Source organism: Arthrospira sp. PCC 9901 (assembly GCF_059013425.1).
Window position 1 is genome coordinate 584,950 of sequence record NZ_CP102296.1, and the last position, 14,574, is coordinate 599,523.

At 46.1% G+C, this 14,574-nt stretch carries 7 protein-coding genes and 1 rRNA gene; 3 read left to right on the forward strand and 5 right to left on the reverse strand.

Features of this window, described 5'->3' with window-relative positions:
- Positions 1 to 46: 46 nt before the first annotated feature.
- Together NLZ44_RS02705 and speA are read right to left on the reverse strand one after the other, a co-directional pair.
- Positions 47 to 958 (reverse strand): sugar phosphate nucleotidyltransferase, encoded by a 912-nt coding sequence (locus NLZ44_RS02705; RefSeq protein ID WP_493751774.1) that lies wholly within the window; start codon positions 956 to 958, stop codon positions 47 to 49.
- Between the two features lie 85 nt (positions 959 to 1,043).
- On the reverse strand, positions 1,044 to 3,005 hold the full coding sequence (gene speA / locus NLZ44_RS02710; protein ID WP_493752938.1) for a biosynthetic arginine decarboxylase: 1,962 nt from the start codon (positions 3,003 to 3,005) through the stop codon (positions 1,044 to 1,046).
- Positions 3,006 to 3,512: 507 nt separating this feature from the next.
- On the opposite strand from speA, the gene NLZ44_RS02715 reads away from it, so the two are divergent.
- Complete coding sequence (locus tag NLZ44_RS02715; protein ID WP_493751775.1) at positions 3,513 to 5,435, forward strand: ATP-binding protein; 1,923 nt, start codon at positions 3,513 to 3,515, stop codon at positions 5,433 to 5,435.
- Positions 5,432 to 7,621 (forward strand): WD40 repeat domain-containing protein, encoded by a 2,190-nt coding sequence (locus tag NLZ44_RS02720; protein ID WP_493751776.1) that lies wholly within the window; start codon positions 5,432 to 5,434, stop codon positions 7,619 to 7,621. The genes NLZ44_RS02715 and NLZ44_RS02720 overlap by 4 nt, the downstream gene beginning before the upstream one ends.
- 183 nt (positions 7,622 to 7,804) lie before the next feature.
- Here the strand turns inward: NLZ44_RS02720 and NLZ44_RS02725 are convergent, their stop codons facing one another.
- Entirely contained in the window at positions 7,805 to 10,960 is a 3,156-nt protein-coding gene (locus tag NLZ44_RS02725) for an efflux RND transporter permease subunit (protein WP_493751777.1), read from the reverse strand.
- A gap of 366 nt (positions 10,961 to 11,326) precedes the next feature.
- Between NLZ44_RS02725 and argZ the strand changes: the two genes are divergently transcribed.
- Positions 11,327 to 13,441, forward strand: a complete 2,115-nt coding sequence (argZ, locus tag NLZ44_RS02730) for a bifunctional arginine dihydrolase/ornithine cyclodeaminase (protein ID WP_493751778.1) — start codon at positions 11,327 to 11,329, stop codon at positions 13,439 to 13,441.
- A 135-nt stretch (positions 13,442 to 13,576) separates the two neighbouring features.
- Here argZ and rrf read toward each other — a convergent pair.
- Both rrf and bioD read right to left on the reverse strand, forming a co-directional pair.
- Positions 13,577 to 13,693: ribosomal RNA gene (gene rrf, locus NLZ44_RS02735) — 5S ribosomal RNA — on the reverse strand.
- 132 nt (positions 13,694 to 13,825) lie between these two features.
- Positions 13,826 to 14,542: a dethiobiotin synthase gene (bioD, locus tag NLZ44_RS02740; protein WP_493751779.1), complete on the reverse strand. Its 717-nt coding sequence runs from the start codon at positions 14,540 to 14,542 to the stop codon at positions 13,826 to 13,828.
- Between the last annotated feature and the right edge of the window lie 32 nt (positions 14,543 to 14,574).

Genomic DNA, 14,574 nt, shown 5'->3' on the forward strand with positions numbered 1-14,574 from the left:
TGATAACCCCCCCCTCCACCCCCCCTGATTCAATCGGCTGTACTCCCTAGGATTTAGTCTTGATATTGCGGAATTCTACCAGAGTCTTAAAATAGGTTTCTGGTAGACCCGTATCAAAACAGCGACCTTGGACAAGATACCCAGTAATTTGTTCTTTTTCTCGGAGAGTTTGCAAACAGGAAGTCAGTTGATATTCTCCCTTTTCCCGGACATCATGGCGGATATTATCTGCTAAGAAGTCAAAGATTTTCGGTTCAATGATATACAGCCCAAACACAGTCAAAAACCGATCCCATTCCAGTCCGGGAACTCGGAGATTTGTGCGCGCATAATTGAGGGTTGGCTTCTCATAGATTTCCGTCAGGTCAAATAAATAATCAGAATCTTTAACGGGAGTTCCGGCTACACAACCATAGTGGTGAATGCGATCGCCGGGAGTAATTCGCACACCGATAACACTCTGTTGAACCTCCTCATAAACCTCCAACAATTGACGGGCGCAGTTTACCTCCAAATCCGAAGCATAAACATGGTCTCCCAATAGTAGCATAAAAGGCTCATCATTAACCCACTGAGCGCCACAAAAGACCGCATGACCGAATCCTTCTTGTTGTTCCTGGGTTAAAATAGTAATCCGTTCCCCCAAGGTTTGTAAATAGTGGCTATAGTCTCGACTATTGGGGGACAATTTCCGCCAAAATTCCGGTTTAGGAGACCCTTGGAAATAGTCTTCAAATAAGGAGCGATCGCCCGATTGAACAATAATTCCGACCTCTTCAATTCCAGCATTAATAGCCTCTTCCACGACCACCTGAATCACAGGTTTAGCGATTCCCTCAGCATCAACTATAGGGAAAAACTCTTTTTTAATCATTTTGGAGGCTGGGAACATCCGAGTACCAAATCCTGCGGCTGTGATGACAGCTTTGCGAACCCGACGATTTTCTTGTGCTTTCATAGTCTCAAATTATCCCCTTTAGGGAAACCTGTATATTTTAACTTATTTTCTGCTGAAATTGGGGTAATTCCGTAAAATTTGAGCATCAGTGAGAGGTCAAATAGGTATATTGGGTCAAACTGCGTTCATAGTTTTGTAGGAGAAGCTGAGATTCTTCGATGGTAATTTTCTGGGACTGAAGGGCTTGTTCAGTTTGGCGGCGGATACTTTCCACCAAATCCTCACTATCATATTGTACATAACCCAAAACCTCATTCATAGTGTCGCCTTTGATGACATATTCTACCTGATAACCTTGAGGATTGAGTTTAATATGAACCACATGGGTATCGCCAAATAGGTTATGTAAATTCCCCATAATTTCCTGATATGCGCCCGCCAAAAACATCCCCAAATAGTAGGGTTCTGATGGTGTCAGGGGGTGCATTTCTAAGATAGGTTTAGAATCCCCCCAATTGATAAAGCGGTCTATTTTACCATCACTATCACAGGTTAAATCTGCCAAGGTCGCCCTTTGAGTTGGTTCTTCATTAAGGCGATGAATTGGCAAAATCGGGAAGAGTTGGTCAATCGCCCAGGAGTCTGGCGCAGACTTAAAAACGGAGAGATTTACATAGTAGATAGAAGCCATAATCTGCTCAATAGACTTTAAATCATCGGGGATAGTTTCCAAGTCTCGAATAATCTCGCGGATTTTATGACAACAAGCCCAATATAATTGTTCAGCTTTAGCGCGATCGCGTAAATTCAAGTAACCGAAATTAAAGACACTAATCGCCTCCCCTTTAAACTGGATCGCGTCGTGATAGGCTTCTTGGTAATTATCGGGAGTAATAGATTGATAGGTTTCGGCTAAATTCCTGAGTAGGAGATGGTCATCATCATGAATATTCGGAGGGTTAGCGGTGCTGGGTTCACTACTTCCCAGGATATCAAAAACCAAGATGGACTGATGAGAAGCGATCGCCCTTCCACTTTCACTAATTAAAACAGGCGCATCAATTTTTCCCTGTTCGCAGGCTTCCTTAACTTCCGCCACAATATCATTAGCATAGTTTTGCATATTGTAGTTTTTGGAAGCGGGGGCGTTAGTTTTAGAACCATCATAATCTACCCCCAAACCGCCGCCGACATCCAGATATTGCATATTAGCGCCTAATTTAGCGAGTTCCACATAAATTTGACTAGCTTCTCGGATGGCATCTTTAATAGCACTAATAGAGGAGATTTGTGAGCCAATATGGAAGTGTAGAAGCTGCAAACAATCCAACATTCCCAAACCCTGGAGGCGATCGCATACTTGGATAATTTCGGGAATAGTTAAACCAAACTTAGCGCGATCGCCGGTGGAACCTCCCCAACGTCCTACACCTCGGCTTCCCAATTTCGCCCGCACTCCTAAAATCGGTTGTATCCCCAGATTTTGACTAGCGGCTATGGCTAATTCCACTTCTTCTAACTGTTCCATCACCACAATAGTTTTACGTCCCAACCGTTGGGCTAACATGGCGGTTTCGATATATTGTCGGTCTTTATAGCCATTACAAATCAGTAAAGCACCGGGAGTAGTCAGACAAGCCAAAGCAATCAACAATTCCGGTTTAGAACCCGCCTCTAATCCCAATTGATAAGGCTCCCCAAAGCGCACCAAATCCTCAATCAGATGACGTTCTTGGTTACACTTAACCGGATAAACTCCCCGATAAACTCCCGGATAATTATAGCGGGCGATCGCCTTAGAAAAACAAGCGTTTAGGCGTTCAATGCGGTCTTCCAGGATATCAGGAAAGCGGATCAGTAAAGGTAGCCCCAGATTTCGTTTTTTCAGAGACTCGACCAACTCATATAAATCAATAGACCCACCGCGATCGCCTTGAGGGGAAACCGTGATATGACCCGCAGCATTAATAGAAAAGTAGGGTTCACCCCACCCCTGAATGCGGTAGAGTTTCTCGCTATCTTCAATGGTCCAAGTTCCCACCTGGTCAGATACCCCATGATCAGAAACCGAGTCCGAAGCAGAAGGGGTCAGGGGTTGTAATTTCATCATCGCGAAGTTCCTTACTGTTAGCGTCTATGAGACAGTGTAGCTTGACAAGTCGGGGATCTTCATGAAAACTATAGTTGGGGTCAATAATGTTTTCGGAGCGACATGGCATCGTTAGCTAAACTTTGATCAACTTTGATTAACTTTAGGATCGGTGTTGGTGTAGCGATCGCCTGAAATTGTACCTCACAGGTTAGTTGATCCAGATCACCACGGAAGCGCATAATCTGATACAATTCGAGCCCAAAATTTATGCGACGATGATAGACGGCTCAAGAATATAACTATCAAGATATTCTTGAAGATATATCGGCTGAAAATACATCACAGAGTATGGGTCGAGAAATCTATCCTAGGAGAGTTACCTAGGAGCAGGGTCAAAAGTGAAAATAAGTTTATGTATTGCTGCTATCTCTAAAATTAAGCTTACTATAGACCCTATCCCAGTTATCCTCGGAAAATTGCCTAGAGGTTTGCTCGGTTAACATCACTGGCAGAAATCGAATTATGATCAACACCGTTAAGCAACACAAATTCTTCCTAGAGGTGACAGCCTTACTGTCTGTGGGTTCCGTCGTTACAGGTTATACCAAAGCGGCAACCCCGTTTTACACACATTTTTCGGGACCTACTGTTAATAGTATCACCGCTAGTAAACTGCTGGATTTTGCCAAAAAATTGGGGGAACAATCCCCAGGCTTGAGTAAGGAAAAATTAGCCAAATCTGTGGGAGGAGCGATCGCTTTAGGGTTATTGCAAATAGCCCAAAAAAAAACCTATCAACATATCGCCAGAGAATTAAAGCATTTAGCTAAACATACTCAACAATACTGGCTACAAATCGAACACAGTAGCGAAGGTATAGCAGACTATGAGGCGATCGGTGAACACCATTTGCGTTATACATTAGCAGCTAATGGGTCAGATATTTTCCTGAAAACTCTGGATCTGCAAAGTTGGGAACACTTAATCACCTGGTTAATGGAACAACATAAATCCCATTTATCCCACGGTATTCACTATTACCAAGATGCCATTAAAGCTATTAGCCAACATTTGCATAAACGGTTCGCCCATAATCTCACAGAAATCTGGAAACAAGATGCTGCTAAAGGGGGGCAAGTTTTTCATGCTATGGTATTAGACTTGCTGCGAGATAGTCAAACCTCAGCCCATAAAATTGCTATTACCCAACAAGACATCTTGACTATTTTAAAACAGTTGAACACTGGACTACAGGATGAACTAGAGTCAATTCAGGAAGCCTTAGAGCCTTGTTTTGACCAGAGCAAAACACCTTTTACGATTTCGCCACAATGCGAAAGTATCATAGCTGATACAACTAAGTATTTTGTGGGGCGGACTCATGTTTTTGAAGCCATTAAGGAGTTTCTGGAAAAAGAGCCCCAAGGTTATTTTGTCTTGGAAGCAGACCCCGGCTATGGAAAAACCGCTATCCTGGCGCGTTGTGTGCAGTTATTTGAAGGTCACTGTCTGAGCTATTTTAACAGCCAATCTTTAGGGAAAGTGACCGCTCGACAATTCTTAGAAAATATCTGCACTGCACTCATTAAAGGCTATCAACTGGACTATACCAGTTTACCAGAAAATGCCCTGCGAAACGGTAAAGTTTTATCACGGTTGTTAAAAGAAGCCAGCCAGACCCTACCACGGGGCAAAAAGTTGGTGGTAGTAGTGGATGCTTTAAATGAGGTGGATTTGTCGAGTCAAACACCGGGAAGTAATGTGCTTTACTTACCCGACAAACTCCCGGAAAATGTCTATTTTATCATATCGAAACGTTATAAACAACTGCCCTTACCAGTAAGCGACCATCAAACCATCTGTAATTTAATGCAGTATCGGTCAGAAAGTGCTTGGGATGCTGGTCAATACACTAATAAACGGCTGTCGCAAAGTCGCTTTATTCAACAGTGGATGGCATCACAAAAGTTAACCGCCGAACAGTTTTGTACTCAACTGGTCGCCAAAAGCGAAAATAACTTTATGTATTTGCGCTATGTGTTGAATGATATACATAATGGGGTGTATAATGGTAAAACTTTGGAAAGTTTACCGATTGGCTTGTGGGGGTATTATAAGCACCACTGGCAGATGCTGAGGATTAACCACAAATCCTTACCTATGGCGCAAATTCGCGCTATTTATGTATTATCAAAAGTGCGCGAACCTGTTTCTTGTCGTTTGCTGGCTAAGTTGACAGGAGTGGAAGAATCGGTGCTATCTACAGTCCTGGAACAATGGGATCAATTTTTGCAGGTGCAAATTATTGACAACGAAACTCGATATAGTATTTACCACGGGTCTTTTCATGATTTCCTGGAAAAGCAATCGGCTGATTCTGGTGTGAATCTTGAAGAACTTAAACGTGGTATTGTGGAGAATTTAGCGAAGGGAGCGCCTTTATGACCCAAAATCTGGCAAATTGGCTGACTGAACAGTTACCAGAAGACCGTCTCCATGTTTTACGACACCAACCTATTTATCTGGCGGAAATTAAGGATATCAAACGCTTGGTTGATTGGTTAATGGATTTTGGCTTTTTGGAACAAAAGTTAGCCAATGTGGGGATCGCGGCGATAATTGATGATTATGATTTAGCCTTACCTTTAGTGTCCCCAGGTCAGCAACGGGTTTTCCAATTGATTCAAAAGTCTTTGTTGATGTCTTCTCATATCCTGGAGGAAAATAACGACCAGTTGGCGGAACAGTTGCTGGGACGGCTACTGTATTTCTCGGAAGAGGGGATTAAGGGTTTTATTGAACAGGTCAAACAATACCAGCAGCGGTCTTGGTTTTGTCCGCTGTTTCCCTGTTTTGATTCCCCTGATGGGGTGCTGATTCGGACTTTGGTGGGTCATGAAGACTCGGTGAATGCGGTGGCGATTACTCCTGATGGTAGGGCTGGTGTGTCGGCTTCGGGAGATACTACTCTAAAGTTGTGGAATTTGAAGACGGGACGGGTAGTGCGATCGCTTCAAGGTCATACTTGTAGGGTCTTGGCTTTGGCGATTAGCCCTAGCGGTAAGCGGGCGATTTCCGGCTCCTATGATAACACTATCAAAATGTGGGATTTACGGACGGGTGAAGAGTTGCGATCGCTTGTCGGTCATGGGGATTGGGTGACGGCGGTGGCGATTACTCCGGACGGTAAACGCGCTCTGTCAGGCTCAAAAGATACTACTATCAGGCTGTGGGATTTGGTGACGGGGGAGGAAATACGAACTTTTACGGGTCACGGGGATTTGGTGGCGGCGGTGGCGATTACTCCGGACGGTAAACGCGCTCTGTCGGCTTCTTTTGATAAGACTCTCAAACTCTGGGATTTACAAACCGGGGAAGAGTTGCGATCGCTTGTCGGTCATGAAGGTTCAGTTTGGGCGGTGGCGATTACTCCTAATGGGAAACGCGCTCTGTCGGGGTCCTTTGACCAAACTCTAAAACTCTGGGATCTACAAACCGGGAAAGAGTTGCGATCGTTTGTCGGTCATGAAGACTCGGTGAATGCGGTGGCGATTACTCCCAACGGAGAAAGGGCTTTGTCGGGGTCTTTTGATAAGACTCTCAAACTCTGGGATTTACAAACCGGGGAAGAGTTGCGATCTTTTATGGGTCATTGTCGTTGGGTGTGGGATGTGGCGATCACTCCAGACGGTACGCAAGCACTATCGGGTTCTTTTGATCAGACCCTCAAACTCTGGGATTTGGGTACGGAAGAGGAGTTAGATTGTTTCCACGGTCATAGTGATGCTATCTCTGCGGTAGCAATTACCCCTGATGATAGGTTTGCTCTGTCGGGTTCCTATGATGAAACTCTCAAGTTGTGGGATTTGCAGACAGGACAGGAGTTGCGCTGCTTGGTGGGTCACAGTGATTGGGTCAGGACGGTAGCCATTACCCCGGACGGTAAACGGGCTTTATCTGGGTCGGAAGATACTACTCTCAAGCTGTGGGATTTGGAGTCGGGACAAGAATTATATTCTTTGAATGGTCATACTGACCCGGTTAGGGCGGTGGCGATTAGCTGTGATGGTCGGTGGGCGCTTTCCGGGTCGGAGGATAACACCCTTAAACTTTGGGATTTAACGACTCTCAAGGAAATTCGGTCTTTTAGCGGTCATGATGATTCGGTTTCGGCGGTGGCGATTACTCCTGATGGTCGGTGGGCGCTTTCCGGGTCGGAGGATAACACCCTTAAACTCTGGGATTTACAAACTGGACTGGAAGTGCGATCGCTTGTTGGTCATCGCCGCTGGGTTGATGCGTTGGCGATTACCCCAGACGGTAAACAGGCTCTGTCTGGTTCCTTTGATGATACTCTCAAGTTATGGGATTTGCTCACCGGGCGAGAAGTGCGATCGCTTGTCGGTCATCGGCGATCGGTTAATGCTGTGGCGATTACCCCAGACGCTAACCGCGCTGTGTCCGGTTCTTTTGACGATACCCTCCTGTTATGGGATTTGAACGCCGGAACCGTCCTCGCTAAGTTCATCACTTCTTCTGCTGTCCGATCCTGTGCGATCGCTTCTGATGGCCGTACAGTGGTCGCTGGTGATGGCGGCGGACAAATCTATTTTTTAACCATTAAGGGCTGAAACCTCCACCCCCCCTACACTACCACCCCTTTAGGTTTCTCTGTGTTGAACAAAAAATCAAGCGTATAGCCACATCAGCCCCCCACTATACAATTATAGCTGCGGGCTGATGATTTGTCAACCTTTTACTGAAAAATCGGGCGATTTTTTTAGGTGTTGAACAAAAAATCATCTAGCCCAAAATCATTTAATAGAAGCCATATTTTGGGGGATTTTTTTAGCAGGTGATACGCGCCGCCGTTTGGGTTTAAAAGGATTTTTCAGCCAGTTTTGGAAACCATCAACATAGGTAAACCAGACGGGAACGACGACCAAAGTTAAGAGGGTAGATGTAGTCATTCCACCAATAACAGCGATCGCCATAGGACTGCGTACCTGAGAACCTGCGCCCCATTCCAAAGCAATAGGTAACATACCAGCGATGGTAGAAAAAGTGGTCATCAAAATAGGTCGCAGTCGGGAACAGCCAGCTTCTAGGACTGCATTAAATCGAGACATTCCCATCTGTTGATTAGCCATAGAACAATCGACCAAAAGGATGGCATTTTTAGTTACCAAACCCATCAACAAGACAATACCAATGAGAGCAAATAAGCCCAACTCTTTTTGAGTAACCATCAAGGCTAGTAATGCGCCGCCGAGGGATAGAGGTAAAGCCATCAAAATGGTAACGGGGATCATAAAGTTGTTGTAAAGCAATACGAGGATGGCATAAATCCCCAAGACAGCTAAACCCAAAGCGGAGAGAAAGCGGGTGAAGACATCAATCATAATTCTAGCATCACCTTCGGACTGCTGTTGTACATCAGGCGGTAGAGGGTTCATAGCTGGTAAAGCCTGTACCTGTGCGAGAGCATCACCCAAGGAAAGACCTTCTAAATTAGCCTCCAATTGTACTTGTCTGGAACGGAAATAGCGGTCAATAGTAGCGGGACCGCTACCGATAGTAATATCAGCGACCGCAGAAAGGGGAACTAATCGACCATCCTGGGTAGGTATGCGTAAATTTTCGATCGCATCAAAATTGTTGCGAAACTCCTCAGCCAATTGTACTCGGATAGGAATTTGGCGATCGGGTAAGTCAAACTTAGCCAAATTGGACTGATTATCACCCAAGGTAGCTAATAAAGCGGTACGAGCGATCGCCTGTACAGAAACGCCCAAATCTCCAGCCCTTCTAGGGTCAGGACGAATCAAGATTTCCGGTCTGACCAAACTAGCGCTAGAGGTAACTTCTACGAGTCCGGGAATTGACCGCATTTGGGTTTCCAAAGCATTAGCAGTTTCTAACAAAGCATCGGGGTTATCACCACTAAGAACAATAGATAAATCTTTCCCGCCGCCACCTGCACCTTGGGACTGAAAGCTAATTCTCGCCCCAGGAATTTGAGTAAAACGGGTTCGCATTTGTGCTTCAAATTCCGCCTGGGATAGGTCCCGTTCATCGGAGGGGACTAAATTTACAGACAGGGTAGCTCGGTTAACTTCTACGACACCTTCCCCACGATTTCCCAAGACTGCTAAAACGTTGTCAACGGCGGGATTTTCGGCTAAGAGGGCGATCGCTTCCTGGGTGGTAGTTTCCAATTCGGCTAAAGTAGAACCGGGTGGTAATTCGAGAGAAATGGTACTTAATCCAGTATCTCCACTACTAAATAAGCCTTTGGGGATGAGGGGAACTAATTGTAAACTCGCGACAAAAAAGGCGATCGCTAATAATAGGGTAGTGATGCGGTGTCGCAAAGACCAACCCAAAAGGCTGCGATAGGGAGAGAAGCGCCGCCGGGTGTGATTAGTGTCAGTTTTGGGAGGTGTTGATTTTTGTTGAAGTAACCTAGCGCCCAATAGGGGAGTCATGGTACAGGCGACCAGGGTAGAAAACATGGTAGAGGTGGCGACTGTGACCCCAAAGGGTTGGAAAAACTGACCGGGAACTCCTCCCATAAAAGCGACCGGAAGGAAGACAGCGACAATGGTGGCGGTGGTAGCGACTACGGCTAATCCAATTTCGCGGGAAGCATCAATAGCAGCTTTAAAAGGAGGTTTACCCATCTCAACGTGCTGATCTATATTTTCCATCATACAGATAGCATCATCTACTAGGTTTCCCATGGCTAAAGCTAGGGCTAATAGAGTCATCCCATTGAGGGTATAATCGAACATCCGCATCACCAGGAAGGTGGGTAAAATCGATAAAGGTAAGGCGATCGCGGTAATTAAAGTGGGTCGCCAGTTTCGCAAAAATACACCGACCACCACAACGGTTAAAATGGAACCGATAACTAAAGCATCTACTGAGGCTTGATAGGACTCGCGAATCGAGTCAGCCCTGGTAACAATTAGTTCTAGGTTAATGTCTTCTGGGAGTGTTTTTTCTAGGTCTACCACCCGCTCGCGAATACCTTGTTCTACAGATACTAGGGTGCTTCCGGTACTGCGGAGGACGGAAAAGGCGACGACAGGAGTACCAATTTGACTGTTAGACTCTAGGGGAAAGTCTGCAAATTTGGCGATTTGGCGGACTTCTGCTAAACCATCGGTAACCGTGCCAATACTGGACAGGGGAACTGAGTTACCATTGGGGAGTATAATTGGATAGTCTCTTAATGCTTCGACGGTTTGGGCGCTTCCGAGGGTGCGGATACTTTTTTCGCTACCGCCTACTTGCGATCGCCCTCCGGGAAGGTTAATATTAAAGGCACGAATTTGGTCGTTAACTTGGGTGGTGGTAATGCCTAAACTCTGAATGCGATCGGGGTGAAGTTCGATGCGAATTTCTCGGTCAACTCCTCCGAGTCGTTGAATTTGGGCGACACCAGGAACGTTAAGTAAAGCGCGGCTAATGTTGCGATCGACAAGATCGCTAAGTTCTTCTACTGAGCGAGTGGGTGATGTTACTGCTAATGTCATAATCGACCCGCCCGCAAATCGGAGACGCTGTACAATAGGATCGTTAATATCTTGGGGTAGGCTTTGGCGAATTTGGGCGATCGCATTACGGACATCATTAGTAGCGCGATCGCTATCGGTTCCCAAAACAAAACTCACCGTAGTGGTAGATACTCCGTCTCTGACGGTAGAGGTAAGTTGGTCAATATTTCCTAATCCGGCGATCGCATCTTCCACCGGTTTAGTTACCTGATTTTCCAATTCATTAGGACCCGCTCCCGGTTGTGTAACTGTCACCGTAACAGCCGGAATATCTATATTAGGAGTATCATCAATTCCCAGTTGAAAAAAAGACATCAACCCCACCAGCGTCAGAATCAAAAACAGCACCAAAGTGGGAACAGGTTGTCGAATCGACCATTCGGAAAGATTAAAACTATTTTTAGCCATAATTTATTAATTAATTCCCGGTTATCTTATATAATCAGTTTTGGTTGCCAAGAGGGAAAGGCTTTAATAGCTTTATTTCTCCCGTGGATGTTAAAGGTATAGGTCTAGGGGAGAGTAGACTATTGTACGCCAGCCAATGTATCCACCACAGAATGTGTGTGCATTGACTGGAGATAGAAATGCGATCGTCCCCAGCACCTAGTCTAGCATTTGCAGATGACAATGGGGAAAGTGTCCGGCCATGTTAGAATGATAAGTTGGCTTGACTATGACTAAACTTGACCACTTCTAAAACACTTGTCAGGTGTGGGAGTGGTTTTTGTGGTTTAGTGGCTGTGATGTGTATATCTACCAATTAGCTTAATTATGACTGATGCGATTCGCTTTCTTATGTGTCCCCCAGATCACTATGATGTAGATTATGTGATCAACCCGTGGATGGAGGGTAATATTCATAAATCATCCTACGATCGCGCTGTAGAACAATGGCAGAAACTTCACCATACCATTAAAGATCATGCGATCGTCGATCTAGTGCAACCCGAGAAAGGTTGGCCAGATATGGTGTTCACAGCTAACGCCGGACTTGTCTTAGATAAAACTGTTGTTCTCAGTCGGTTCTACCATAAAGAACGCCAAGGAGAGGAACCTTATTTTAAAGCGTGGTTTGAAAGCCAAGGATTTACCGTCCACGAACTCCCCAAAGATCTCCCTTTTGAAGGCGCAGGAGATGCTTTATTAGACCGTGAAGGGCGCTATTTATGGGCGGGATATGGTTTCCGGTCTGAACTCGACTCTCACTCCCTGTTGGCGGAATGGTTGAATATAGAAGTCCTATCCCTGCGATTAATGGACGATCGCTTCTATCACCTCGACACCTGCTTTTGTCCTCTAAGCGGGGGTTATTTGCTGTACTATCCCCCAGCTTTTGATTCCTATTCAAATCGTCTCATTGAACTGCGAGTTCCCCCAGAAAAGCGCATTGCTATTGATGAACCAGACGCGGTGAATTTCGCCTGTAACGCCGTCAATATTAACCAGACGGTGATTATGAACAAAATCAGCGATAACCTGAAATCAAGGCTATCTGAAGCCGGATTTAATGTCATTGAAACTCCCCTGACCGAATTTCTGAAAGCTGGAGGGGCGGCGAAATGTTTAACTCTGCGGGTAACTGAACCCATTATTGAGGATCGCCATGCTGCGACTCAACTCGAAAGCCGCACAGTCTGTTTACAGGGTCACTTGTTAGATGCAGGTTTAATTAACCGCGCCTTAGATCTAGTCGTCGAAGGCGGCGGTAGCTTCCAAGTCCAGAATTTTAATCTAGGAGAACAGCGCCAAAGTACCTCTAGCGCACAAATTAAAATCTCAGCCCCCTCTCATGAGGTCATGGAAGAGATTATGAGTCAACTTATTGATATCGGCGCGTTTTCTCCACAAGACGATGTTCAAGATGCGAAACTGGAAACTGTCCATCAGCATGGTGTCAGTCCCGATGATTTCTATGTGACTACCATTTATCCCACAGAAGTACGCATCGCCGGTCAGTGGGTCCGAGTTCAAAATCAGCGCATGGATGGGGCGATCGCTGTTACCGAAGGACCCTCAGGACCGATCGCCCGTTGTAAATTGTTGCGAGATCTCGAAGTTGGCGAAAAAGTAGTTGTCGATGTTATGGGTATCCGCACTATCCGCAAAGCTGAATCTCGCGAACAGCGCAATAATCAGGAATTTGGCTTTATGTCGGCGGGGGTTTCTAGTGAACGGCGCGTAGAATTGATCGTCGAACAGGTAGCCTGGGAAATGCGCCAAATTCGCGATCGCGGTGGTAAAGTCGTCGTCACTGCTGGTCCTGTGGTTATTCACACTGGCGGATCTCAGCATTTGTCTCGTCTCATTCGCCAGGGTTATGTCCAGGCTTTATTGGGCGGAAATGCGATCGCTGTTCATGATATTGAACAGTCCATGATGGGAACTTCTCTCGGTGTCGATATGAAACAGGGAGTCGCCGTCAAAGGAGGACACCGCCATCATCTCAAAGTGATTAATACTATTCGGCGCTGCGGTAGCATTGCTAGTGCTGTCCGACAGGGAGTAATCACCAGTGGTATTATGTATGAGTGTGTCCGCAATGATGTTCCCTTCTCCCTGGCGGGTTCCATCCGCGATGATGGCCCTCTACCTGATACCCAGATGGATTTAATTCAAGCACAGCAGCACTATAACCAGTTGCTACAAGATACCGACATGATTCTGATGCTCTCTACCATGCTCCATTCTATCGGTGTCGGCAATATGACTCCATCTGGGGTTAAAATGGTTTGTGTGGATATTAACCCGGCTGTGGTTACCAAGTTAAGCGATCGCGGTTCCGTTGAGTCTGTGGGTGTCGTCACTGATGTGGGGCTGTTCCTCAGCTTGTTAGTCAAACAACTTGACCGGTTGACCAGTCGCTATGATGCCAAAACTGCCGTCTAACCATCCATAATTACACCATGCCGCAAGTCTCCCCCGATCTAATCATCGGGGAGATTAGCATCTCCCTATACCCCATCAAAACCAACTAAGACCTCCTACCGTTTACCACTGGCGGGAAGTCCTAGTTCATAATTATCCTGGCATCTTGCTATTTTCCCAGGCAGCTACCCGCCAAGTATCTTCGCCGTTTCAGCGTTTCACATCCGAGTTCGGGATGGATCGGTGTGGTTCCACTGAGCCATAGACACCAGGAAAGCTCTAAAATCTCTCTCTGGTTGCGATCGCTTTAGCGTTTTCTCCGCTTCTCTCTCTCGCACAGTTATTAATAGTAGGGGATAGTTCAGGAAATGTCAACCCCCAAATCAAACTTTTTTTGAGATTTCCTCAAACCCCTGATATACAAGGATTTGCCGCCCATCGGATCGGCAAAATCGCCTCTAAATCCAATTGGGCGGCGACTTGGGCTAATTGTTGTAGGTCTGTGGGATTGTCCAAATAGGGAATCACACCCAAAACCGGAATTTGAGTGAGGGAGGTAATCAGATCCGCCGGAGTCCAATTCTCAACATCCTGGGGTTGTGTGGGTTGAAGACAGTTAAGGACAATGCCGCGCAAATTTACTTTAGCCTGTCTAGCGAGGGCCACATTAGCTACAGCCTGAGCGATCGCCCCTAGTCGCACAGGAACCACCAAAACCGTCGGTAAAGCCCAATCCCGCGCCAAATCAGCCACAGTCAATTCCCTAGTCACAGGGGAACCCAAACCGCCCAAGGCTTCCACCAGGACAAAATCTCGCTGTTGCTGAAGGTTGACCAAAGCTGACCAAGCCTGACTGAGTTCCACCTGGCGATTTTCCTTTTCCGCCGCCAAAGGGGGGGCGAGGGGTGCATCAAAATAAATAGGTGCGATCGCCTCTAGGGACTCTTCGCGTAAAAATAGGCGTTGATACAATTCGCGATCGCCTATTCCCGATTGAATTGGTTTGAGTACACCCCAACTCAGGGACTTTTGGTAACTGTCAAAATAGGCAATTAACGCGCTAGTTAAAACCGTTTTTCCGGCTTCCGTATCAGTTGCAGTAATCAGCAGGGTATTTTTCACGTAAACCTCTTGGGAGAGTGGAAGCCCCGTGT